The 25301-nt window shown below is 47.8% G+C and carries 20 protein-coding genes and 2 pseudogenes; 13 read left to right on the top strand and 9 right to left on the bottom strand.

What is annotated here, in order from left to right; genetic code table 11:
• Positions 1 to 33: 33 nt before the first annotated feature.
• The 4 genes from DW830_RS01280 (at position 34) to DW830_RS01265 (ending at position 3203) form a co-directional block, all read left to right on the top strand.
• Positions 34 to 417, top strand: coding sequence for a DUF1573 domain-containing protein (locus tag DW830_RS01280; RefSeq protein WP_089542839.1), 384 nt, complete (start codon positions 34 to 36; stop codon positions 415 to 417).
• A gap of 7 nt (positions 418 to 424) precedes the next feature.
• Positions 425 to 1288: an EFR1 family ferrodoxin gene (locus tag DW830_RS01275; protein WP_119248579.1), complete on the top strand. Its 864-nt coding sequence runs from the start codon at positions 425 to 427 to the stop codon at positions 1286 to 1288.
• A 68-nt stretch (positions 1289 to 1356) separates the two neighbouring features.
• On the top strand, positions 1357 to 2787 hold the full coding sequence (locus tag DW830_RS01270) for a M6 family metalloprotease domain-containing protein (protein ID WP_158573406.1): 1431 nt from the start codon (positions 1357 to 1359) through the stop codon (positions 2785 to 2787).
• Positions 2788 to 2957: 170 nt separating this feature from the next.
• The gene (locus DW830_RS01265; RefSeq protein WP_119248577.1) at positions 2958 to 3203 is read left to right on the top strand and encodes a hypothetical protein; all 246 of its coding nucleotides are present in this window, start codon (positions 2958 to 2960) and stop codon (positions 3201 to 3203) included.
• A gap of 275 nt (positions 3204 to 3478) precedes the next feature.
• On the opposite strand, the gene DW830_RS01260 is transcribed toward DW830_RS01265, so the two are convergent.
• Positions 3479 to 4150, bottom strand: coding sequence for a YggS family pyridoxal phosphate-dependent enzyme (locus tag DW830_RS01260; RefSeq protein ID WP_119248576.1), 672 nt, complete (start codon positions 4148 to 4150; stop codon positions 3479 to 3481).
• A gap of 18 nt (positions 4151 to 4168) precedes the next feature.
• Positions 4169 to 4672: a DUF4494 domain-containing protein gene (locus DW830_RS01255; RefSeq protein WP_089542843.1), complete on the bottom strand. Its 504-nt coding sequence runs from the start codon at positions 4670 to 4672 to the stop codon at positions 4169 to 4171.
• Between the two features lie 334 nt (positions 4673 to 5006).
• On the opposite strand from DW830_RS01255, the gene DW830_RS01250 reads away from it, so the two are divergent.
• The 4 genes and pseudogenes from DW830_RS01250 (at position 5007) to DW830_RS01235 (ending at position 11108) form a co-directional block, all read left to right on the top strand.
• Positions 5007 to 6218: a pyridoxal phosphate-dependent aminotransferase gene (locus tag DW830_RS01250; protein ID WP_119248575.1), complete on the top strand. Its 1212-nt coding sequence runs from the start codon at positions 5007 to 5009 to the stop codon at positions 6216 to 6218.
• 17 nt (positions 6219 to 6235) lie between these two features.
• On the top strand, positions 6236 to 7483 hold the full coding sequence (locus DW830_RS01245) for an ABC transporter permease (protein ID WP_119248574.1): 1248 nt from the start codon (positions 6236 to 6238) through the stop codon (positions 7481 to 7483).
• A 208-nt stretch (positions 7484 to 7691) separates the two neighbouring features.
• A pseudogene (locus DW830_RS01240) lies at positions 7692 to 9358 on the top strand (AMP-binding protein).
• 85 nt (positions 9359 to 9443) lie between these two features.
• The gene (locus DW830_RS01235; RefSeq protein ID WP_119248573.1) at positions 9444 to 11108 is read left to right on the top strand and encodes an AMP-binding protein; all 1665 of its coding nucleotides are present in this window, start codon (positions 9444 to 9446) and stop codon (positions 11106 to 11108) included.
• 86 nt (positions 11109 to 11194) lie between these two features.
• Here the strand turns inward: DW830_RS01235 and DW830_RS01230 are convergent, their stop codons facing one another.
• Together DW830_RS01230 and lepA are read right to left on the bottom strand one after the other, a co-directional pair.
• Positions 11195 to 11794, bottom strand: a complete 600-nt coding sequence (locus tag DW830_RS01230) for a Crp/Fnr family transcriptional regulator (RefSeq protein ID WP_119248572.1) — start codon at positions 11792 to 11794, stop codon at positions 11195 to 11197.
• Between the two features lie 45 nt (positions 11795 to 11839).
• A complete protein-coding gene (lepA, locus tag DW830_RS01225; protein WP_119248571.1) occupies positions 11840 to 13633 on the bottom strand; it encodes a translation elongation factor 4 in 1794 nt (597 codons plus the stop codon).
• A gap of 70 nt (positions 13634 to 13703) precedes the next feature.
• Here lepA and DW830_RS01220 point away from each other — a divergent pair, with 70 nt between their 5' ends.
• On the top strand, positions 13704 to 14090 hold the full coding sequence (locus DW830_RS01220; protein ID WP_118311336.1) for a hypothetical protein: 387 nt from the start codon (positions 13704 to 13706) through the stop codon (positions 14088 to 14090).
• Between the two features lie 142 nt (positions 14091 to 14232).
• Here DW830_RS01220 and DW830_RS01215 read toward each other — a convergent pair whose 3' ends face one another.
• The 4 genes and pseudogenes from DW830_RS01215 to DW830_RS01200 all read right to left on the bottom strand — a co-directional run bounded on the left by DW830_RS01215 (position 14233) and on the right by DW830_RS01200 (position 20342).
• The gene (locus DW830_RS01215; RefSeq protein ID WP_119248570.1) at positions 14233 to 14511 is read right to left on the bottom strand and encodes a TIGR03905 family TSCPD domain-containing protein; all 279 of its coding nucleotides are present in this window, start codon (positions 14509 to 14511) and stop codon (positions 14233 to 14235) included.
• A 2-nt stretch (positions 14512 to 14513) separates the two neighbouring features.
• Positions 14514 to 15257 carry a YebC/PmpR family DNA-binding transcriptional regulator gene (locus DW830_RS01210; protein WP_119248569.1) on the bottom strand — a complete coding sequence of 248 codons (744 nt, stop codon included), beginning with the start codon at positions 15255 to 15257 and terminating at the stop codon, positions 14514 to 14516.
• Between the two features lie 73 nt (positions 15258 to 15330).
• Positions 15331 to 17799, bottom strand: coding sequence for a phenylalanine--tRNA ligase subunit beta (gene pheT / locus DW830_RS01205; protein ID WP_119248568.1), 2469 nt, complete (start codon positions 17797 to 17799; stop codon positions 15331 to 15333).
• 215 nt (positions 17800 to 18014) lie between these two features.
• Positions 18015 to 20342 (bottom strand): annotated as a pseudogene (locus DW830_RS01200) (transglycosylase domain-containing protein).
• 115 nt (positions 20343 to 20457) lie between these two features.
• Here DW830_RS01200 and pyrB point away from each other — a divergent pair.
• The 4 genes from pyrB (at position 20458) to DW830_RS01180 (ending at position 24119) form a co-directional block, all read left to right on the top strand.
• The gene (gene pyrB, locus DW830_RS01195; protein ID WP_089542854.1) at positions 20458 to 21405 is read left to right on the top strand and encodes an aspartate carbamoyltransferase; all 948 of its coding nucleotides are present in this window, start codon (positions 20458 to 20460) and stop codon (positions 21403 to 21405) included.
• 31 nt (positions 21406 to 21436) lie between these two features.
• Positions 21437 to 21901: an aspartate carbamoyltransferase regulatory subunit gene (gene pyrI / locus DW830_RS01190; RefSeq protein ID WP_119248567.1), complete on the top strand. Its 465-nt coding sequence runs from the start codon at positions 21437 to 21439 to the stop codon at positions 21899 to 21901.
• A 38-nt stretch (positions 21902 to 21939) separates the two neighbouring features.
• Positions 21940 to 23220, top strand: a complete 1281-nt coding sequence (gene glyA, locus DW830_RS01185) for a serine hydroxymethyltransferase (protein WP_119248566.1) — start codon at positions 21940 to 21942, stop codon at positions 23218 to 23220.
• Between the two features lie 152 nt (positions 23221 to 23372).
• Positions 23373 to 24119 carry a DUF5020 family protein gene (locus DW830_RS01180; RefSeq protein WP_119248565.1) on the top strand — a complete coding sequence of 249 codons (747 nt, stop codon included), beginning with the start codon at positions 23373 to 23375 and terminating at the stop codon, positions 24117 to 24119.
• Between the two features lie 237 nt (positions 24120 to 24356).
• Here the strand turns inward: DW830_RS01180 and DW830_RS01175 are convergent, their stop codons facing one another.
• Positions 24357 to 25235: a GIN domain-containing protein gene (locus DW830_RS01175; RefSeq protein WP_119248564.1), complete on the bottom strand. Its 879-nt coding sequence runs from the start codon at positions 25233 to 25235 to the stop codon at positions 24357 to 24359.
• Positions 25236 to 25301: the final 66 nt, after the last annotated feature.

Below are 25301 nucleotides of genomic sequence, written 5' to 3'. Positions count from 1 at the left end.
AATAAGTAAATTTAATAAAGAAAGGATATAAAGATGAAAAGAATCATATTGGCTTTGACGATGCTCGTAGCTATGGTAGCAACAGCCTCAGCTCAGGCAGAAATCAAGTTTGAAAAGGTAGTGCACAACTTTGGTACTTTCGAAGAGACCGCTCCTGTGCAGAAGGCAGTATTCACCTTCACCAATGTGGGTAACAAGCCTCTCGTCATCAACCAGGCTATCGCTAGCTGCGGTTGCACCGTGCCATCTTATACCAAACAGCCAATCGCTCCAGGTCAGAAGGGACAGATCAGTGTTACCTACAATGGCAAAGGTATGTTCCCTGGTCATTTCAAGAAGAGCATCACCGTTCGTACCAATGGCAATGTAGAGATGTCGCGCATCTATATAGAGGGCGTGATGAACGAGAAGAAGTAAGCTTGATATGATATTTTATTTTTCTGGAACAGGAAATACCAAGTGGGCGGCGTCGAAACTGGCGGCGGCTACTCGTGAAGACTTGATATCCATCGCTCCTTACATGAGGGCAGATGATTCAAGCCATAACTTAGCCGAGCCGTTTATTCTGAAAGAGAATGAACGGCTCGGATTCGTTTTCCCCATACATGGATGGCGTGTGCCGAAACTGGTAAGGGAATTTATCTGCAAGATGAAGATTCAGAGAGAACCATCTGATGCCACTGGCGGAAACAAGGCGAAAGCCGATGACTGTCTGAAGAATCGCCCCTTCACCTATTGCGTCTGCACGGCAGGCGACAGCATCGGACTAACCATAGAGAATCTCAACGAGGTGATTTCCCTGAACCCATCGCTTCAGGCTCTGGGCATTACGGAAGTATCATCCTCCTACTCTCTCATCATGCCGGAATCGTACATCGGTCTGCCGTTCATGGATGTGGATCCGAAGGAGCGTGAAATCCGGAAGAAGGAAAATGCGGCACAGGAACTTGCAGTAGTCTGCGAGGAGATCTTCGACCGGAAGGAAGGCATCAACCGATTGGTCAAAGGACCTATCCCATGGTTCTTCACCAAGGTAGTAGGTGGTTTCTTCGAGAATGTACTCATCACCGACAAGCGTTTCCACGTAGAGAAAGACCGTTGCGTGAAGTGCGGCATCTGTGCCAACGTATGTCCGGTAGGTGATATCAAGGGCGGACATGGCGAATATCCAGTCTGGCTGCACCATAAGGATTGCCTCACCTGCTTTACCTGCTATCACCATTGTCCACATCATGCCATCGAGTTTGGAAACCAGACTCAGAAGAAGGGACAATACTATTTCAGATAATTGCCCCTTCTGAAGCGGGATCCAGAACCAATCCATAATAATGATTCAGTAACTAATCCATAATAATGATGAAAAAGATTATCCTATGCCTAACACTCGCTTTGATGTCTGCCACTACCATGTTTGCAGTCAAGGCGAAACCAGGTATCACCCAATTACAATTGGTAGATGATACCATCGTATCAGCAACTCTCCATGGAGATGAGCATTTTTCGTATTACTCGCTTCTCGACGGCACTCCGCTGAAGAAGAGTGATAACGGGAAATACGAAATCATCTCTACCGAGACGCTCAGTGCCCGAAAAGCTACAGTTATCAATACTCTCAAGACTAGAGCAAACGGCATTGGATCAATAGCCCCAGCCTATTTTCCTCATTTAGGATCGCCCAAGGCGCTGGTTATCCTGGTAGATTTTCAGGATGTGAAGTTCAAGAGCAGCAATCCCGTTGCCACTTTCAACCATTACCTCAATGCCGATTTCGGCACAGCAGTACCTAGCCAGGATGCTTCGGTATTCAATCAGGAAGATGTCAACTACGGTTCGGTAAAGGAGTATTTCAAGGAATGCAGCATGGGCAAATTCACCCCACAGTTCGACATCGTAGGTCCAGTTACTGTCAGTCAGAAATCTGCATACTATGGAGCAGATGATAAAAATGTTCAAAATGGTACAGATAAGAATTTCAAGCAGATGATCAGTGAGGCCTGCAACAAGGTTGCCGACAAGATTGATTTCTCTAAATATGATTCCGATGGCGACAAGTTCGTAGATTTGGTTTACATCATCTATGCCGGCTATTCGCAGAGTATCAGCGGAAATTCCGACGACTATCTCTGGCCTAAATCGGGTACCGACAATTTCTATAAATATAATGTGGCAGGCAACAAAATCATGCCACAGGAATATCTGATTTACAATGGTTGCAGAATCTGCCGCTATGGTCTCAACAACGAGTTGAACGGTTCGCCAGATTCCAAAACCCCTTCCATCAATGGCATCGGACTCTTCTGTCACGAGTTCTCTCATACTATGGGTTTGCCTGATCATTACGATACCGAGTATAAGAATGCCGACAACCAGTCACCAGAGTTCTGGGATGTGATGGATGCAGGCGAATATACTGACAACGGCTACCGCCCTACCCCTTATTCACCATGGCAGAAGATGCTGATGGGATGGGCTACCCCTACTACGCTCGATAATACACAGGCACAGCAACTCACCCTGGAGCCATACGACCAGGCATCAAAAGCCTACAAGATTGAGGCTGATGTGAACGAAGATAATTTCCGAATCAACGAGAATTACTCTACAACCGACCCAACGGCTCAGGAAAAGAAGGAGTTGATGGAAAGAGCCAAGGGAGAAATTCTCCTCCTCCAGAACATCAGAAACGAAGGTTGGTACAAGGCGCTTCCAGGATACGGCTTGCTGGTATGGCGCATCGATTACAGCGATATCGATAAAGTACATCTCACGGACAGCCTAATAATGTAGTCGGTATTCCTAGAGTAACGATTGTTCCTGCAGATGGTCTGGTCATCAACCAGGCAAATATCGGCAATAACAAATATACGGCAAATCAATATTGGGAGAGCTGCTGGAATGATCCATTCCCTGCCTATAAAATAGGAAAGGATGGAAGCGACATCAACAGTCTGACAGAAGTGAAGTTCAACTGGAGCACGATGACTACCCGTCCACTCTACAACATCGCAAAGGATGAGGCTACCGGCATCGTCAGCTTCGACTATCTCAAGGACTTCAAGGCTACGGATATCGAGAACACCCTTCTTGACAAGGATGCTTCCTCCACCCCAACCGAATACTTCGACCTGGAAGGCAGGAAGATTGCCACCCCTCTCAAGGGACATCTTTACATCACCAATAAGGGAAAGAAGGTAATATACTAAGAGGAAAAACTTCCGCTATGAATAGAAAGCTACGTTCAGCGACGTTGAATGTGTGTTCAACAGTGTTGAACTTAAGTTCAGCAGTGCTGAACATAGGTTCAACACTATTGAACATAGATTATCATTAAGGATAAGAACAAATGCCATTAATGATGAAGACAATCATCATTAACAGTGAAGACAATCATTAAAAACATCAGATACAATTTCCATTAGGAACAAAACAAAAATCCCTAGGCGATATCAGCAATCGTCTAGGGATTTTTCATATTCTTTTAATAGATTCTAGGACCGAAGATGGTAGTACCCACACGCACCATCGTACTGCCGTGCTTGACAGCGATATGATAGTCGTGGCTCATACCCCAGCTGCGCTCGCAGAAGGCATCATCATCGGCGAAATACTTTGCCTTTACCTCATCGAAGAACTTGGCAGCCTCATCAAATTCAGAGGCAATCTGCTGTTCATCATCGGTATTCGATGCCATCATCATCAAGCCGCATATCTGCACATGAGGCATCTCTCTCCACTCGCCAGACTCCAGAAGTTCACGGCAGGCATTGAGCGAAAGCCCCGACTTGGTATCTTCCTCGGCAATATGCAGTTCCAGCAACACCTTCACCACGCGGTCGTGCTTGGCAGCCTGCTTGTTAATCTCCTTCAGGAGCTTCAGGCTATCCACCGACTCAATCATGGAGATATAAGGAGCAATGTACTTCACCTTATTACTTTGCAGATGACCGATGAAATGCCACTGGATATCCTTAGGCAGGGAAGCCACCTTCTTGGCAAGTTCCTGCTCATGGCTCTCGCCAAAGATGCGCTGCCCCTCGGCATACGCCGCCTCAATAAACTCGTTGGGATGAAACTTGCTGATGGCTACAAGGCTAACCCCTGCAGGCAAGCTGCCCAACACTTCATGAAGATTTCCTTTTACATCATACATAGTTCTTCCTCCCTTTCTTTACTGATTCTGCTGCTCGTACTCAGGCACGTCGTTCTTCTCCTCCTTCTTGTCGCCAGGAGCATGGTGCTCGAAAACATCCATCAGCTTGGTCTCGTTCAAGCCTACTACATCATAGTCAATCATGGTCTTGCCCATCACCTCGTCGATATAGCGGAGTGCACGGGCCAAAGACTTAGCCTGTACGAGATATGTAACGTTAGAGCGCTTCTCCTTTTCAGACTTTTCATCGATGGTGATGAACTGGAGCTTAGCCTTGTACCACTTGTCATCATCATCAATATCGCTGAAGAAAATCTCTCCATAGCAAGCCTTACCGATACCGCTGACCTTCAACTCGCCGCTTACATAGACAGACATCTCGTCGATAATAGCGCTCTCTGCCTCGGTGAAACTCAGGGCATCAACTACGTATGCTTCAGAAACCACCTTTTCTGAACCATCCTCCATTGTCTTCTGATATTTAACCTTTGTCTCAAACCAAGTGCTTGTTCTACTTCTCATAATTTCTTTTCCTTTTACTAATGTTTAAAATCTTTGTTTTATTATCCTTTTCCTGACCACCTTTTCCCTTTCCACCTATTATATGATAGGCAGGGTGAAAGCGCCGAAAGATGATGCAAAGTTATAAAAAAGAATGGAGAAGAACAACAGAATAAAGAGTTTTTTACTAAAAAATCAAATTTTAACCCAATCTATTACGTATTTTCAATGAAATTACGTATCTTTGCAGTCGATTTGCGAGATATTGTTTCATCTGATAAGGCTGGCTAAGTACCGTGCCTGGAAGAGGAAACTGCTTGCTAGGGTTAATAACAGAAAGAATTATTTAGAAAAGATGCCAGAAATATCTGTACGCGGTCTTGAAATGCCAGAGTCACCTATCAGGAAGTTGGCTCCACTGGCTGCCGCAGCAAAGAAACGTGGAGTAAAGGTATATCACCTCAATATTGGTCAGCCTGACCTGCCTACTCCACAGTGTGGTCTCGATGCGCTGAAACACATCGACCGCACCATCTTGGAGTATTCTCCAAGTCAGGGCTATCTCAGTTATCGTGAGAAGCTAGTAGATTATTACAAAAAATTCAATATCAACGTAACTGCCGATGATATCATCATCACATCGGGAGGTTCTGAGGCTGTGCTCTTCTCTTTCATGAGTTGCTTGAACCCAGGAGACGAGATTATCGTGCCAGAACCTGCCTATGCCAACTATATGGCGTTCGCCATCTCGGCGGGTGCCAAGATCCGTACCATCGCCACTACCATCGAGGAGGGTTTCTCCCTGCCTAAGGTGGAGAAGTTTGAGGAACTCATCAATGAGCGCACCCGTGCCATCCTGATTTGTAACCCGAACAACCCTACCGGCTATCTCTATACCCGCAGAGAGATGAACCAGATTCGCGACCTGGTGAAGAAGTACGATCTCTACCTCTTCTCTGATGAGGTTTACCGCGAGTATATCTATACCGGCAGCCCTTACATCAGTGCGATGCACCTGGAGGGTATCGAGCAGAATACCGTACTCATCGACTCTGTTTCCAAGCGATACAGCGAATGTGGTATCCGTGTGGGTGCCCTGATTACCAAGAATGCCGAAATCCGCAAGGCTGTGATGAAGTTCTGCCAGGCTCGCCTCTCTCCTCCACTCATCGGTCAGATTGTTGCCGAGGCTTCACTCGATGCTCCCGAGGAGTACTATCGCGATGTATATGATGAGTACGTAGAGCGACGTAAGTGCCTGATTGACGGTCTCAACCGCATTCCTGGCGTTTACTCTCCTATCCCAATGGGTGCCTTCTATACCGTAGCCAAGTTGCCTATCGACGACTCAGACAAGTTCTGCCGATGGTGCCTGGAAGAGTTTGATTATGAGGGCGAGACCGTAATGATGGCTCCTGCCTCCGGTTTCTACACCACTCCTGGTGCCGGCCGCAACCAGGTGCGTATGGCGTACGTCTTGAAGAAGGACGACTTGAACCGCGCATTGATTGTTCTTGCCAAGGCTCTCGAAGCTTATCCGGGAAGAGTGGAGGATGAAGGACTATAAGAAAGTGAAGACGAAATATGAATTTTCCTCTGTTTATAGCAAAAAGATTATATAGTGATCAGGGCGACAAACGTAAAGTTTCTCGCCCTGCTATTCATATTGCCACAGCCGGTGTTGCCATCGGACTCGCCATCATGATCATGTCGGTATGCGTGGTGCTGGGATTCAAGCACACCATCCGCGACAAGGTGATAGGCTTCGGAAGCCATATCCAGGTGGCGGATTTCATGACCCTGCAGCAGCAGAACCAGTATCCGGTGGTGATGAACGACTCGATGGTGAAGGTGCTCCAGAAGATTCCGGGTGTGAAACATGTGCAGCGCTTTGCCATGAAAGAAGGAATCCTCAAGACCGACAACGATTTCCTGGGCGTAGTGCTCAAGGGTGTGGGACCGGATTTCGATTCTACCTTCATCCATCAGAACATGGTGGAAGGAAGCATACCGAAGTTTAATGACAAAGCCAGCCATAACCAGATTCTGATTTCCAAGCTGATGGCAAACAAGTTGAAGCTGAAGAACGGCGAGCGCATCTTCGCCTACTTCATCGACAACCAGGGCGTGAGAATGCGCCGGTTCACCATCGCGGGCATCTACGAGACCAATCTCAAGAAGTATGATGAACTGATGGTCTATACCGACCTCTATACAGCCGTGAAGCTGAATGGATGGGAGGATGACCAGGCAAGCGGTGCCGAGCTGACCGTGAAGGACTTCGACAAGCTCAACGAGACGGAAGACTATGTTATCAATAAGGTGAACCGTACCGTAGATCATTACGGAGAAACCTACAGCAGCGCCACCATCAAGGAGCTGAATCCGAACATCTTCCAATGGCTCAGCCTGATGGACCTGAATGTATGGATTATCCTGGGACTGATGCTCATCGTGGCAGGCGTAACGATGATCAGCGGATTGCTCATCATTATCCTGGAGCGCACTTCAATGATTGGAGTGATGAAAGCACTGGGTGCCCGCAACAAGACCATCCGCCACACCTTCCTCTGGTTTGCCGTATTCATCATCGGCAAGGGAATGTTACTGGGCAATGTCATCGGACTGGGACTTCTTGCCCTTCAGCATTTCACGGGAATGGTAAAGCTCGATGCCCAGACTTACTACGTAAGTACGGTACCGGTAGAGTTCAACTGGCTCCTCATTGTGGCACTGAACGTAGCCACCCTCTTCATCAGCATCTTCATGCTGGTAGCGCCAAGTTACCTCATCTCTCATATCCATCCTGCCAAATCGATGAGATACGAATAGGATTCACGGCAGATGAATAGGATTCAGACTAACGAATCAGTGAAAATCATCCCATTATTGTCACTATCAAATGGCAATAATGGGATAAAACTATATATTTTTACCTAGTTTCTAAAATATTTTACGCTAATCTATAAAATAATGCACATTTTATTTTGCGATGTGCAGTATTTTCCGTACCTTTGCACAAAATTTTGTAAACTGTGCAATGAATTCAATACCAAGTTTTAACTCGTATATTGAGAGAAGCATCATCAAGAATTGGCACTTGGATGCGCTCACCGATTATAAGGGCGCTACACTCCAGTACCACGATGTTGCCAGAAAGATAGAGAAACTGCACATCCTGTTTGAAAACAGCGATGTCAAGAAGGGCGACAAGATTGCCGTCTGCGGTAGAAATAGTAGCCAGTGGGCAGTAGCTTTCCTGGCTATTATCACCTATGGTGCAATCGTCGTGCCTATACAGAACGAATTCAAACCTGAGCAGATTCACAACATCGTGAACCATAGCGAGAGCAAGCTCCTGTTTGTGGGTGATGTGGTGGCTACGGAGATTACTCCCGATGAAATGCCTACACTGGAAGGCATCATCTATCTGCCGGATAATTCACTCGTCATTTCCCGTTCAGAGAAACTGACTTATGCCCGCGAGCATCTCAACGCAATGTTTGGTCATAAATATCCCAAGTACTTCCGCCCTGAGCATGTAAAATATCATGTGGATGATCCGGAAGAACTGGCGATGATCAACTACACCAGCGGAACCACAGGTTTCTCCAAGGGTGTGATGTTGCCATACAGAGCCTCTGGGGTAATCTCGATTATCTGATGGATACGGTAAGTCCCAAGATTGGCAAGAACTGCAACATCCTCTCTACCCTTCCGATGGCTCACATGTATGGACTCATGACCGAGTTCATCTACAATATGGCGATGGGTAACCACATCTTCTTCCTCACCCGCCTTCCGAGCCCTACGCTCATCTCTGAGGCGCTGGCAGAAATCAAGCCAGACATCATCTTTGCCGTACCACTCGTGGTAGATAAGATCGTGAGAAAAGAAGTGTTCCCACATATCCAGACCAACCGTGCCCGACTGCTGATGAACATGCCTGTCATCAACAAGCGCATCAAGGAGAAGGTTCGCGAGTTTGTATTGCGCAAGTTTGGCGAGCGTCCTTACGAGGTGGTTGTGGGTGGTGCTCCACTCAACAAGGAGATAGAGAACTTCTTCATCAGCATCGGCTTCCCTATCGCCATGGGTTACGGTACTACGGAAACCGCTCCGCTCATTACCTTTGCCCATCAGGACAACTATGTGGCAGGCAGCTGTGGTGTTGCCGTGAAGCACATGGAGGTAAAGGTACTGAGCGATGACCCTGAAAACGTGGCAGGCGAACTGGTTTGCCGCGGCATCAACGTGATGAAGGGCTACTACAAGAACCAGGAGGCTACCGATGCCGTGATTGATGAGGATGGATGGTTCCATACCGGCGACCTGGCAACGATGAGTGCCGATGGTCACTTCTTCGTAAGAGGTAGAAGCAAGAACATGCTGCTCGGTCCTAATGGACAGAACATCTATCCGGAAGAGATTGAGGATAAGCTCAACTCCATGGCAATGGTCAACGAAAGCATCGTACTGCAGAAGGACGACAAGCTCGTGGCACTCGTTCATCCAGAGATGGAAGAGAGTCAGGACCTGGGATTCTCAGACGAAGACCTCGCCAACATCATGGAGCAGAACCGAAAGGAACTGAATATGCAGATGCCTAGCTTTGCGCAGATATCACGCATCCAGCTGCACGACACCGAATTTGAAAAGACAGCCAAGAAGTCTATCAAGCGTTACCTATACCAGGACGTGATATAATACGCGAAACAAAGCGTTACCCAGAGATAGAGACTTCAAGTACGAGAAAAATATGAACTTAGAAAAATCGTTAAATAATAAGAATATGGAAATTCCTAGCTTTAACGCACTTATCCAGCAGAGCATCATAGACCATTGGGATATGGATGCCTTGACCGACTACAAGGGAGCTACCTTGCAGTATCACGATGTAGCACGCAAGATAGAGAAGCTGCACATCATGTTTGAAAACTCCGGCGTAGTAAAGGGCGACAAGATTGCTCTTTGTGGTAGAAACAGTGCCAATTGGGCAGTGGCTTTCCTCGCTACCCTAACCTATGGTGCCATCGCAGTGCCTATCCTGCATGAGTTCATGCCAGAACAGATTCACAATATCGTGAACCACAGCGACGCCAAGCTGCTCTTCGTGGGTGACGTTGTTGCTACACAGGTAGATGCAACCAAGATGCCGGGTCTGGAAGGTATCATCTACATTCCAGATTACTCGCTCGTGGTTTCACGTACCGACAAGTTGACTTATGCCCGTGAGCACCTCAACGAGATGTTCGGTATCAAGTACCCAAAGTACTTCCGCAAGAACCACGTCAGCTACTATATCGACCAGGATCCTAACGAGTTGGCTATGATTAACTATACCAGTGGTACTACCGGTTTCTCCAAGGGTGTGATGGTTCCATACCGTGCGCTGTGGAGCAATGCCGACTTTGCCGAGAATGTATTGGGCAAGAAGATCAAGGCTGGAGATTCAGTCATCAGCATCCTGCCGATGGCCCACATGTATGGTATGGCGTTCGAGTTTATCTTCGAGTTCATCAAGGGTTGTCATATTTTCTATCTCACCCGCATCCCTAGCCCAGCCATCATCGCCGAGGCATTCGGACGCATCAAGCCAGCTGTTATCATCGCTGTGCCTCTGGTTATCGAGAAGATTATCCGCAAGAAGGTATTCCCTAAGATTCAGAACAACCGTATGCGCATGCTCCTCCACATGCCTGTTATCAGCAAGAAGGTGAAGGAGAAGATCTGCGACCAGGTATCCAATGCCTTCGGTGGCAACTTCTATGAGGTGATTATCGGCGGTGCTGCGTTCAACCAGGAAGTAGAAAGATTCCTCCACGGCGTAGGCTTCAAATATACAGTGGGTTATGGTGCTACAGAATGTGCGCCTATCATCTGCTACGAAGATTACAAGAACTTCGTACCGGGCTCTTGTGGTAAGGCAGCGCTCCACATGATGGTTCGCATCGACAGTCCGGATCCGGAGAACGTACCAGGCGAAATCCTTGCCAAGGGTCCTAACGTGATGCTGGGTTACTACAAGAATGAGGAGGCAACTAAGCAGACCATCGATGAGAACGGATGGTATCATTCCGGCGACCTCGGAACGATGGATGGCGACGGCAATGTATTCATCAAGGGCCGCAGCAAGAACATGTTGCTCGGTGCCAGCGGTCAGAACATCTATCCTGAGGAAATCGAGGATAAGCTCAATTCTCTCGCCCTCGTTGCAGAGAGCGTGGTAATCCAGAAGGGCGACAAGCTGGTGGCTCTGGTATATCCAGACTTCGACGAGGCTCAGTCTCTGAACCTGGGCAGAAGCGAACTGGAAGAGATCATGGAGCAGAACCGTCAGGAGCTCAATACGATGGTTCCTGCCTACAGCAAGGTAAGCGAGATTCGCATCCACGATGAGGAGTTTGAGAAGACTCCTAAGAAGAGTATCAAGCGATTCCTCTATACTGCTGAATAACTGAACTTGAATAAAAGAAATACAAATACAAAAAAAAATGGTGTAGCTTCAAAAAAAGAAGTTACACCATTTTTTTATGATAATCATTACATCAAAGTGTTTGATCGGATGCGAGACAAAGTCTCAGACGTCATCTGCAGATAGTTTGCGATATACGTAAGCGGCGCACGGAGCACCACCTGCGGATTCATCTCGCACAAACGCTTATACTTATTAGGCGCAGTTTCGAATCGCATCAGGTCGGCATGTACCTGCGACTGAATCAAACTCTCTTCCAGAATCTTACGGTAAAGCATCTGGATGTTTACATTTCTTATGGCAGCCGCCTCAAGCTTCGCCTTCGGCAAAGCATACACCAAGGTAGGCTCCAAAGCCTCAACCTGGAGGTAAGAAGGGGTTTCTCGGAACAGACTCTCAATACACATGAAGATAGAATGGTCAACACCTAAGTGTTCTGTTACCTCCTTATCATACTTGGTATAGAACTGGCGTACCAATCCCTTCTCGATGTAAGAAATGTTTCTGCACACTTCACCCTCTACCAGAATCTTTTCGCCCTTGCCATACTTGATTGGCTCCAGGATTGATTCCAGTACATCCAACTCGTCATGAGTCATCGTACTATACCTACGGGCAAGCTCTCTGGCTATGTCTCGTTTAGGGGTGATAACCTTAAAATCACTCATAATTTAAGTTCCTCCTAGTTATTAAAATTTATTTCGTCGAATCTCTTAGTCAAGCTTCAGCACCGCAAGGAATGCCTTCTGCGGCACCTCTACGTTACCAATCTGCTTCATACGTTTCTTACCCTTCTTCTGCTTCTCCAGCAACTTACGCTTACGGCTCACGTCACCACCATAACACTTGGCAGTAACATCCTTGCGCACCTGCTTCACAGTTTCACGGGCTACGATTTTCGCACCGATAGCAGCCTGAATGGCAATATCAAACTGCTGACGTGGAATCAGATCCTTCAGCTTCTCGCACATTCTGCGGCCGAAGCTCACAGAGTTGTCGCGATGGGTCAAAGTACTCAAGGCATCCACAGGCTCTCCGTTCAAGAGGATATCCAGCTTCACCAGGTCGGAATGACGGAAGGAATCGATATGATAGTCGAAAGAAGCATATCCCTTGGAAATACTCTTCAGCTTATCGTAGAAATCGATTACAATCTCGCCCAATGGCAGCATGAAATGCAGCTCCACACGGTTACCACTCACGTATTCCTGATTGATAAGCTCTCCACGCTTGTCGAGACAGAGCTTCATGATAGGACCGATATAACTGGTAGCTGTAATGATGGTAGCTCGGATATACGGCTCCTCGATATGGTCGATGAGCGTTGGATCTGGCAGTCCCGATGGGTTATGTACCTCTTTCTCACCACCTTGCTTGTCATATACCATATAGGATACGTTAGGAACGGTGGTGATGACATCCATGTTGAACTCACGGTCCAGACGCTCCTGTACAATCTCCATGTGGAGCAGACCGAGGAATCCGCATCGGAAACCGAAGCCCAGAGCCACCGAACTCTCAGGCGAGAAGGTGAGCGAAGCATCGTTGAGCTGCAGCTTCTCCAATGAGGCACGCAGATTCTCGTAATCGCTAGGATCGATAGGATAAACGCCGGCAAAGACCATTGGCTTCACTTCCTGGAATCCTGCAATCGCCTTTTCACAAGGACGTGCGATGTGGGTAATGGTATCACCCACCTTTACCTCGGTAGCATTCTTGATACCCGAGATGATGTAACCTACCTCACCGGCACCCAATTCCTTGCGAGGAATCATATCCATCTTCAGTACGCCAATCTCATCTGCATCATATTCCATTCCGGTGTTGAAGAACTTCACCTTGTCGCCCTTGCGGATCACACCGTTCTCTATCTTGAAGTAGGCGATGATACCACGGAATGAATTGAATACAGAGTCGAAGATCAAAGCCTGGAGTGGTGCCTTGTCATCTCCCTTAGGAGCCGGAACACGGTTCACCACCGCCTCCAGTACATCCTCAACGCCCTCGCCGGTCTTACCGGATGCACGGAGGATATCCTCGTGCTTGCAACCGATGAGATCCACAATCTCATCTTCCACTTCCTCCGGCATAGCCGAAGGCATATCTATCTTGTTGATGACCGGAATAATCTCCAGGTCATGCTCAATAGCCATATAGAGGTTAGAGATGGTCTGTGCCTGAACACCCTGGGTGGCATCAACCACCAAGAGCGCTCCCTCGCACGCTGCGATGGAACGAGAAACCTCATAAGAGAAATCGACGTGTCCCGGAGTATCGATGAGGTTGAGGATGTAAGTGTCTCCACCCTTTGCCTTGTATTCCATCTGAATGGCATGGCTCTTGATGGTGATACCACGCTCCCTCTCCAGATCCATATCATCAAGCATCTGACCCTCAGTAATCTTGATGGTCTGAGTTTTCTCTAACAATCGGTCTGCCAAGGTACTTTTACCATGGTCAATATGTGCAATAATGCAGAAATTTCTTATCTTATTTATATTCTCCATACAATTTTTCTCTCTTTGGAGTGCAAAGATAGTATTTTTTTTCGTATCTTTGCAAAAAATTTATATAATAATGATGAAAAAAGTAATTTATAGCATATTTTTAGCTAGTTTGGTCGTATCTTGCACTGAAAGTCTGGAAGATAAGGCGGTTCGTGAGGCTAAGGAATACACAGAGAAATACTGCCCTACCCCATACGTAAACGACAGCAGAACAGACAGCGCCGTGTTTGACAAGAACACCCGCGTATTCTCTTATTACATGACTCTTCGCAACAAAGCGGACAACAAGAAGGCGATTGATGCCAACAAGGATAAGCTCCACAAACTCCAGAAAGAGGCATTGGACAACAACCCCGGTCTGAAGGTTTACAAGGATGCTCACTTCACCTTCCGCTTCGTTTATTATTCAGCCAAGAATCCGAAGGAGGTTCTGCTGGATGACGTCTTCAAATATTAGAAGGATTAGAAACTGCTGATAAGCGATGAAGCGAAATACGCTGTCGTAAAGCGGTGAAACGAAAAATCCGCAGAACTTAAACGAGAATCAACGGAATCATCATCTTTCCGTATCATCCGTTAAGTTCTGCGGATTTATTGTTTTAATATCCCATTTCCTGCAAGGCTGTAGCCAGCTGGTCTGGACAGCTTGTAGGCTTGTTGCCACAAGTGATACCCTTCAGTCGGGCAATGACTTCCTTTGCCTTCATACCCTGAATCAAGGCACAAATGCCCTTGGTGTTGCCATCGCAACCGCCGATAAACTGGGTATCCTGCACTTTTCCATCCTCATCAACACTGATACAGATGTACTTAGAGCAGGTACCATGAGTCTGATAAGTAACCTTGGTCAACTTATTCTGTTTCTCCTGCTGCAACATCATTATTCTGCGTCTGCAGGAATTTCTGGCTTCATGTTGGTGTAAACAGTCTGAACATCGTCAAACTCCTCCAACTTCTCAACCATCTTGTCGATAGTCTCGCGCTCCTCGGCAGTAACCTCCTTCAAATCGTTAGGAATGTAGGTGAACTCAGCACCAGTTACCTCGAAGCCCTCAGCCTCCAGGTGCTTCTGAATCTCGCCGAAGCTTGTAGGAGCACCATAGATAGTGATTTCGTTGTTCTCCTCGTCCTCATCGAACTCGTCCTCTACACCGTAGTCAATCAGGTCAAGAATCATCTCGTCCATATCCAGACCTTCCTTCTTCTTGAATGTAAACACAGCCTTGTGGTCGAAGAGGAAAGACAGAGAACCTGTTGTACCCAGGTTACCGCTGAACTTGTTGAAGATAGAACGAACGTCAGCCACTGTACGAGTTGTGTTATCTGTCAATGTATCAACGAAGACAGCCACTCCGTGAGGGCCATATCCCTCGTATGTCACCTCCTTGTAATCGCTGGTATCCTTGCCACAAGCGTTCTTGATGGCACGAGCGATATTGTCCTTAGGCATGTTCTCACGCTTACAGTTAGCGATGATAGCACGCAAGGTTGGGTTGTTCTCTGGCTCTGGACCGCCTGCCTTTACAGCGATGGCAATCTGCTTACCCAACTTAGTAAATGTCTTGGCCATGTGGCCCCATCTTTTCAGCTTTGTAGCTTTACGATATTCAAATGCTCTTCCCATTGGAATAAAATTTTAAATGTTTATCGTTTTTGTTTATAATATTATCTCTATTCTGCGTCAATCGCATTCTGCATTATCTCAATTCTGCGTTGAGCTTGCCTGTGAGGTTGGCGATGAGCTTCTTCATGATGGCATCAATCTGCTTGTCATTCAATGTCTTTTCCTCATCCTGGAGGATGAAGTTCACGGCATAGCTCTTCTTGCCCTCTGGCAGGTTCTTACCCTCATAAACGTCGAAGAGAACCACGCTCTTCAGCAACTTCTTCTCTGTCTGATGGGCAATTTGCTCAATCTGTGCAAACTCTACGTTCTTGTCAACGAGCAATGCAAGGTCGCGGCTCACAGATGGATACTTGCTGATATCTGTGTAAGTAAGGTTCACCTTCTTCACGGTCTTCACCAGATTATCCCAGTGAACATCGGCATAGAATACATCCTGCTCAATATCGAATGCCTTCTTCAGCTTGTTGCTCAGGATACCCATCTCTACCAATACCTTGCCGGCACGGGTCTCATAGTTCACGCCCTTGGCAAAGATGTTGTTGTCGCTGTGCTTGATAACGAGGTTGTTCTGTGGCATACCCACACGGCGGAGGATATTCTCTACCACAGCCTTCAACTCGTAGATGCTGCTCTGCTCATCGGCATGAGCCCAACTGCCCTCTACTCGCTTACCGGTGATGAAGAGTGACATGTGAGCCTCCTGAGAGTAAGCCTTGATAGGACTCTCCTCGCTCCACTTCTCCTTATTATATATATAGGTGTTACCCACCTCGAAGAACTTCAGGTTCTGGCTCTTGTGGTTGATGTTGCGGGCTACGCTCTCCAAACCGCCGAAGAGCATGGTCTGACGCATCACGCCGAGATCAGCACTCAATGGATTCATCACCTTCACGGTTGTCTCCTCAGGATACTTGTTCAGCTCCAGGTCTGTATAGTAGCTTGACTTGCTCAGAGAGTTGTTGAGAATCTCCATGAAGCCCTCACCTACCAACTGCTCTGCCACGAGGTTCTGGCTGTGATAAGCCTTGTCCTCATCGCCCTGAACTGTCAAAGAACTCTTCAACTGGGTTGGAATCTCCACATTATTATATCCGTAGATACGGAGGATATCCTCTACCACATCGCAAGGACGCTGAACATCCACACGATAAGCAGGAACCAGCAGGTCGATACCCTCAGCATCCTCCTTCACAATCTTCATTTCGAGAGATGTAGCGATGCTCTTGATGGTCTCAGCACCAATCTCCTTACCGATGAGACGGTGAGCATACTCATAGTTCAGGCGAACTGGGAAATCCTGCATTGGCTCTGGATATACATCCTTGATCTGCATGGAAACCTTGCCGCCAGCCAACTGCTTGCAGAGGATGGCTGCCTGCATCAAAGCATAAATCTGTCCGTTTGGATCTACGCCACGCTCAAAACGGTAGCTGGCATCTGTGCTCAAACCATGACGGCGAGCGCTCTTGCGGATCCATGTTGGGTGGAAGTAAGCACTCTCCAGAACCACGCTCTTGGTGGTCTCGTAAGTACCAGAACCCTTACCGCCGAAGATACCGGCGATACACATTGGCTCCTCGGCATTGCAGATGCTCAGGTCGTGCTCACCCAGGGTGTGCTCCTCGCCATCCAGGGTCACGAACTTGGTGCCCTCTGGCTGGGTGCGAACCACAATCTTATGACCGGTAACCATGTCGGCATCAAAGCAGTGCAATGGCTGACCGTATGCCATCATGATGTAGTTGGTGATATCCACGATATTGTTGATTGGTCGCAAGCCGATGATGTTCAACTTGTCCTGCAACCACTTAGGGCTTTCCTTCACCTCGCAGTCAGTGATACTTACACAGGCATAACGCTTGCAAGCCTCGGTATTCTCAATCTCTACGTCGATAGGAAGCTCCTCGTTATCTACTACGAATTCATCGCAAGATGGACGATGCAGGCTGGTTTCATAACCGTTCTGCTTCAACCAGGCATAGAGGTCGCGTGCCACACCCCAATGACCGAGTGCATCGGCACGATTGGCTGTGATATCAATCTCGATGAGCCAGTCGCTCTCCAGGTGATAGTACTCAGCAGCAGGCTGACCCACAGGAGCATCCTCTGGGAGCACGATGATACCATCGTGAGCAGTGCCCACGCCAATCTCATCCTCGGCACAGATCATACCCAAGCTCTCTACACCGCGCAGCTTGCTCTTCTTGATGGTAAAACTCTGGTCGCCGTCGTAGAGCACACAGCCCAGGTCGGCGACGATAACCTTCTGACCGGCAGCTACGTTAGGCGCACCGCAGACAATCTGCTGTGGCTCGCCCTTGCCCAAGTCAACGGTTGTTACGTGGAGGTGATCGCTGTTAGGATGCGCCTCGCATGTCAACACTTTACCTACGTAAAGACCTTTCAGTCCACCCTTGATAGACTGTACTTCCTCCAAAGCGTCCACTTCGAGTCCGCAAGAGGTCAGCGCATCGGCAGTCTCCTGTGGTGTCAAGTCGAAATCGACGTATTCTTTAAGCCATTTGTATGAAACGTTCATTATAATGTTTTTTTATTATTTTCTCTTTATCAAGTGTTTGGGAACCTCCTCGTCATCACGCATTTGTGGCACAAGAACCCTAAAACTTTGCAAAAATACAAAAAATAATGGAGATAAGCAAAAAACATCCGCCATTTTTGCACTATTTAAAAGAAATGAGTGCAAAAATGGCGGATAGCCTTTTGATGACGGCATCAGGAGCACTTCCCGAGGAATTATTCGAATACTTCGTCGATGGCATCTACCTGTTCGAAATCATCCTGCTCGCCACCGCTGCCCACATGATAGCATGGGTTGTAATCGGCAGGGATATCAAACTTCACCTCCGGACTGTAGCCCAGCGAGGTATCGGCATACACCTTCTTCATGAAGATAGCCAGATAGGCAGCGCATGGTAGCACCCTGACCCATATTCATGGAATCGAAGTGGATATCGCGCTCCTCACCGCCTACCCAGCAGCCACTTACCAGCTGTGGAGTAAAGCCGATGAACCATCCGTCGCTGTTGTTATTGGTAGTACCCGTCTTGGCACCAATCTGTCCCTCCAGCTTATAACGGTAGCGCAGTCTCCTGCCGTACCATTATCCACTACGCCCATCATCATGGTGAGCATCTTCATGGCATTGTCGGCACTGATCACCTCGTTCATTCGTGGCTGGAAGGTAGCAATGGTGTTACCCTCGTTGTCCTCGATGCGGCTCACAAACATCGGAGCCGTACGGATACCATGGTTGGCAAAGGCTGTATAGGCACTCACCATCTCGCTTACGCTCACCTCGCACGGACCGAGACACAAGCTCATAGAGGCGTGAATATCCGGGTTGTTGATACCATAGTCATGCAGCAGCTGGACAAACTGCGCCGGATTCAGCTTACTCATCAGATAGGCACTGATCCAGTTGTTACTCTGTGCCAATCCCCAGCTCAGCGGAACCATCTGTCCGTATCTCGAATGGTTGGCATTTCTAGGTGTCCATGGTCTGCCAGCTACTATATAGGTCTGCTGACGGTTAGGCGCCAGATCGCAAGGCGAGAAACCGTTTTCCATCGCCAGACTATAGAGGAATGGCTTGATGGTAGAACCCACCTGTCTTCTTCCCAGGCTTACCATATCATACATGAAGTGGGTATAGTCCAATCCACCCACGTATGCCTTCACGGCACCAGTCTTAGGATCCATGCTCATGAATCCGCTGCGCAGGAAGGTCTTGTAATAGCGGATGGAATCGAGCGGACTCATCAGTGTATCGATGTCGCCATGATAGGTAAACACGGTCATCGGAATCTTCTTGCGGAAGGTATCGTGAATCTCTTCTGCCGAGCATCCCGCTTCCTTCATCTGCTGGTAGCGCTCGCACTGGGTGACGCTGCGGTTCAGGATAGCCTTGATCTGCTTAGGGGTCAGCTTGTCACTGTATGGCGAACTTGGCTTGCGGGAAACCTCCTTGCTGAAGGCTGGCTGCAGATAGCGCGCCACGTGCTGATACACAGCCTCTTCTGCATATCGCTGCATACGACTGTCCACGGTGGTAAACACCTTCAAGCCATCGCTATATACATTATATGGAGAACCATCCTTCTTGAAGTTCTTGTTGCACCATCCATACAGAGGATCAGTATTCCAGAGGATGGAATCAGTAACAAACTGAGCATAGTTCCACGATGCATAATCCTTTCTTTCCGGACGGGTAGCCATCAGATACTTGCGCAGATATTCACGCAGGTAGGTAGCCGAACCATCCTTATGGTCGGTACGGTGGAAGTTGAGTGTAAGCGGTTCTGCCGAATACTGGCTGTATTCAGCATGATCCAGATAGCCCGCCTTCTCCATCTGCGAGAGCACCACGTTTCTTCTGTCGCGGGCACGCTCCGGATAGCGCACTGGGTTGAAGAGCGAAGGGTTCTTGCAGAGACCGATGAGCGTAGCCGCCTCGGTGAGGGTGAGATCCTTCGGTTCCTTATTAAAATAGGTATTCGCTGCCGTCTTGATACCCACGGCATTGTGCAGGAAGTCGAAGTAGTTGAGATAGAGTGCCAGGATTTCCTGCTTGGTATAGTATCGCTCCAACTTGATGGCGATGACCCACTCTATCGGTTTCTGCAGCAGTCGCTCCAAGGTACTCGATGCCTTTTCTGAATAGAGCTGCTTGGCAAGCTGCTGGGTGATGGTAGATCCACCACCGGCATTGGTCTGTCCCAGGAGTCCACGTTTCACGATGGCACGACCGAGCGCACGGAAGTCGATGCCCGAATGCTCATAGAATCGTTCATCCTCCGTGGCAACCAGTGCCTTTATTAAATAAGGTGACATTTTCTTGTAAGGTATCACGATACGATTCTCCTTGTTCAGGTTCCATGTACCCAGCACCTTTCCATCAGACGAATACACCTGAGTGGCGAATCTGCTGATAGGATTCTGCAAATCCTCGATGTCCGGCATGTAACCGATCCATCCGTTCCAGATGGCAAAGAAGGCGAGCATAGCCGACACGACAAAAGTGGCAAAAATGCCCCATAATGTATAGATAAAATGTTTTCTCATCTCTATTTCTTCATTTATTTGTGCAAAATTACATAAAAGTTTTGAAATATCGCACATAAATCAGAAATTATATGTAACTTTGGGGGCGATTTCAGAACATTCAATCAAAATTCGTATGGAAAAACATAATTTTGTGACGATTGCCGACCTCTCGAAGGAGAAAATCATGTACCTCCTCGAAATGGCGCAAGAGTTTGAAAAGCATCCCAACAGGGAGTTGTTGAAGGGAAAGGTCGTAGCGACCCTTTTTTTCGAACCATCTACTCGTACCCAACTCAGTTTCCAGACAGCTGCCAATCGCCTTGGCGCCCGTGTCATCGGCTTCTCTGATGCCAAGACATCCAGCACGACCAAGGGCGAAACACTGAAGGACACCATTCTGATGGTGAGCAACTACGCTGACGTCATCACCATGCGCCACTTCATCGAGGGTGCAGCCCAGTATGCCAGCGAGGTAGCTCCAGTGCCTATCGTCAATGCCGGTGATGGTGCCCACATGCATCCATCACAGTGCTTGCTCGACCTCTACTCTATCTTCAAGACCCAGGGAACCCTGGAGAACTTGAACATCTATCTTGTGGGTGACCTCAAGTATGGCCGCACCGTTCACTCACTTATCACTGCTATGCGCCACTTCAATCCTACCTTCCACTTCATCGCACCTAAGGAGCTTGCCATGCCAGAGGAGTACAAACTCTACTGCAAGGAGCACAACATCAAGTACGTGGAGCACGAGGATTTCAATGAGGATGTGATTGCCGACGCTGATATTCTCTATATGACCCGTGTACAGAAGGAGCGTTTCAGCGACCTGATGGAGTACGAGCGTGTGAAGAACGTGTATATCCTGAAGCGCGACATGCTCTGCAAGGCGAAGGAGAACATGAAGATCATGCACCCGCTGCCACGTGTCAACGAGATTGCATACGATGTAGATGATGATCCACATGCATACTACATCCAGCAGGCTCAGAATGGTCTCTATGCCCGTGAGGCTATCTTCTGCCACTGCCTCGGTATCACACTGGAGGACGTGAAGAACGACAAGACCATTATTGAATAGTTTATAGTTAACAGTTTTAGTGAATAGACAGATGGGAAATAACAAAAGTCAATTAGTGGTTGCGGCTATCGAGAACGGTACCGTAATCGACCATATACCAGCCGAGAAGACCTACCAGGTGGTCAACCTGCTCCAGTTGGAGAAGATGGACACTCCTGTTACCATCGGCTACAACTTGCCTTCCAAGAAGATCGGCAAGAAGGGCATCATCAAAGTTGCCAACAAGTACTTTACCGATGAGGAAATCAACCGCCTCTCTGTGGTAGCTCCTAACATCGGATTGAGTATCATCAAGGACTACGAAATCGTGGAGAAGAAGACCGTGAAGACTCCAGATACACTCAAGGGCATCGTTAAGTGCAACAACCCTAAGTGCATCACCAACAACGAGCCTATGCAGACCCTCTTCCACACCGTAGATAAGGTACTCGGTATCGTACGCTGCCATTACTGCGATAAGGAGCAGCAATTGGGCAAAGTGGAGCTTTGCAAGTAACGAATCCAATAAACATCAACCATAAAAAGTAAACAGAAATGGTTAAAGATCAAGAGATTTTCGACTTAATCGAAAGAGAACATCAGCGTCAGCTGAAAGGTATGGAGCTGATTGCTTCTGAGAATTTCGTGAGTGACGAGGTGATGAACGCTATGGGTTCTTACCTTACCAACAAGTATGCAGAGGGTCTGCCGGGCAAACGCTACTATGGTGGATGCCAGGTGGTGGATATCGTAGAGAACCTTGCCATCGAACGCGTGAAGAAAGTCTTTGGTGCTGAGTATGCCAACGTGCAGCCTCACTCTGGTGCTCAGGCTAACGCTGCCGTATTGCTCGCCGTACTCAAGCCGGGTGATACTTTTATGGGATTGAATCTCGACCACGGCGGTCACCTTTCTCATGGTAGCCTCGTCAATACTTCTGGTATTCTCTACAACCCTATCGGCTACAACCTGAACAAGGAGACGGGTCGTGTGGATTACGATGAGATGGAGAAGCTGGCTCTGGAGCACAAGCCTAAGCTGATTATCGGTGGCGGTAGCGCTTACAGCCGTGAGTGGGATTATGCCCGCATGCGCAAGATTGCCGATGAGGTGGGTGCCCTTCTGATGATTGATATGGCTCACCCTGCTGGTCTGATTGCAGCAGGTCTGCTCGACAACCCATTGAAGTACGCTCACATCGTAACTTCTACTACCCACAAGACGCTCCGCGGTCCTCGTGGCGGTATCATTCTGATGGGTAAGGATTTTGACAACCCATGGGGATTGACTACCAAGAAGGGCGAAGTGAAGAAGATGAGCATGCTCTTGAATTCCGCCGTATTCCCTGGTCAGCAGGGCGGTCCGCTGGAGCACGTCATCGCTGCCAAGGCTGTTGCCTTCAATGAGAACCTGCAGCCATCCTGGAAGGAGTATGCAATGCAGGTAAAGAAGAACGCTGCCGTTCTTGCAGACGATCTGATGGGTCGCGGTTTCGGTATCGTAAGCGGTGGTACAGACAACCACTCTATGCTCGTTGACCTCCGAAGTAAATATCCAGACCTCACTGGTAAAGTAGCTGAGAATGCGCTCGTTGCAGCAGACATCACAGTGAACAAGAACATGGTTCCATTCGATTCACGTTCTGCCTTCCAGACTTCAGGTATCCGCCTGGGTACAGCTGCCATGACAACCCGTGGCGCCAAGGAGGATATGATGCACCTCATCGCAGAGCTCATCGAGGAAGTATTGAATTCACCAGAGGATGAGAAGGTCATCGCCCGCGTTCGTGAGAAGGTGAACGAGACCATGAAGGATTATCCTCTCTTCGCTTACTAAGCCAAGAAAAAAAGATTGGATTTACATCTAAGCAAAGGAAAAACCGATTTGATTTATATGTACAAAAAAAGACTGCGGGTATCATATTCGCAGTCTTTTTTAGTTCAGTATCATATTTTAAACTTTATCATCAAAAACAAGAAAACATTGTTATGAGAAAATTAAAAAGCCTCCTGCTGATGGCATTGGCATTGCTTCCAGCAAGCAAGACTCTTGCACAGACCAACGCACAGATTCTTTATGATTTCGGTACCGACCGCAAGTATGTAACCCTGACCTTGGAGATGTTCAAGCAGGACAAATGGGGAAGCACCTACTTCTTCGTTGACCACGATTTCAACTACGACAAGATGGACCCTAACAGTCCAAACGTAGCCCAGGGCGGCACCTATACCGAGATTTCACGTGCCTTGAACTTCTGGCAGAACAGCAGCATGAAGAACTGGAGCCTGCACGTAGAGTACAATGGTGGTATCACCAAGAACTACCCTATCAACAATGCCTGGCTCTTCGGTGTGGAGTATCTGATTCACGATGCTACCTACAAGAACACCCTGAATCTGGATGTTCTCTACAAGACCATCCGCAAGACCGACCAGAATGTTCCAATGCAGTTGACTGCCGTATGGACCTGCAACGACCTCTTCGGAGTAAAGGGATTGAAGTTTGACGGCTTCGCTGATTTCTGGTGGGAAACCCACGGAACTGTAGATGGCGACGGCAAGGCTAAGACCCGCCATACAGTATTCATCACCGAGCCACAGCTGTGGTACAATGTAGGTCAGCACTTCGGCTGCGAGAACCTGAGTCTGGGTGGTGAGGTAGAAATCACCAATAACTTCGGCAGCACCGATGGAGCAAAGGTTCGCCCTTGCCTGGGTGTGAAGTGGGACTTCTAATTGTCAAAAATGGCTAACAGAGATTTTCTTTAAGAAGAAGAAAAAGAAAAAAAGAAAAAAGAAAAGAAAAAACGACAAGAAGAAGTAGCAAGAAGAAAAGATAAAAAAGAAAATAAATAAAAGAAAAAATAGAAAAATAAGAAGAAACTTAGCCCAAGTTAAATCGCTCAATTCTTCGCAATTTAACTTGGGCTTTCATCCTCCCTGTCTTTTTATTTTGATTTTCAGTAACTTACGTTATCTACCAACTTTCAGATTTCCGTCAGAGATGCTTCCAACACCGTCCTTATGACGGGTATATTTGCCGGTGACACCGCTCAGATGCACGCCGCCAACACCATCCAGATCAACATTCAGAACCTGACAGTCAACCTTGGCGCTTACCTTACCCACGCCATCATTGTTGATCTTCAGGTTTCCGCCCTTGAAGAAATCGAGCGTAACGGAGCCTACACCCTCGTTATCCACCTTCAGGTCGCCCATCGCCACGTTGCCTACTTTTACGGAGCCTACGCCTTCGTTGTCAATCTTCATCACGTCGCCCTTGGCATCATCGATGCTGACGGAGCCTACACCCTCGTTGGTAACATCCAGTCTGTTGGCAAGAATCTGCTTGATACTGACAGAGCCTACGCCCTCGTTATCGATTTCCAGGCGGTCGCTGTTAACAGACTTAGCATAGAAAGCCCCTACCCCTTCCTGAGCAATCTTCACCAGATCAGGACTGGTGATATAAATCTTCAATCTATATTTTTCAGAGCTACACATAGTAGGCACCTTAAGTCTTCCCGTCAGACCGATCTTCACCTCGCCGTCTCGATACACCACCTTGATTTTCTCCTTGAGTTTCTGAGCGAACTCAGCATCCTTGATGGCAGAGTAATCCAGTCGCACACTGCATTCATCGCCGTCGTTCTGTGTATAATAGACACTGGCAACCACATCCACGTCGATAGCCTTGAAAGGCTTCTCTCTCAAATCATCCTGCGTAAACTCCAGGCCCCCCTTCATTTCAGAAGTGGTGTAGAACCCATACTGCAGGAACAGATGCCCATAGAGGCAAGAAACAAAGTTGCCGAAGCAACCCAAATACTCATTGTTTTCATACTCTTTCAATTTTAAATTTTCAATATTCTGATGCTTAGACGCAAAAGAAACCCGAAAGGTTGCAAAAAAGGGACA

This window comes from Prevotella sp. AM34-19LB, assembly GCF_003468525.1.
Classification (GTDB): Bacteria; Bacteroidota; Bacteroidia; order Bacteroidales; family Bacteroidaceae; genus Prevotella.
Note: the sequence above shows the minus strand (reverse complement) of the source record. Positions and strands in the feature narration are given on the sequence as shown.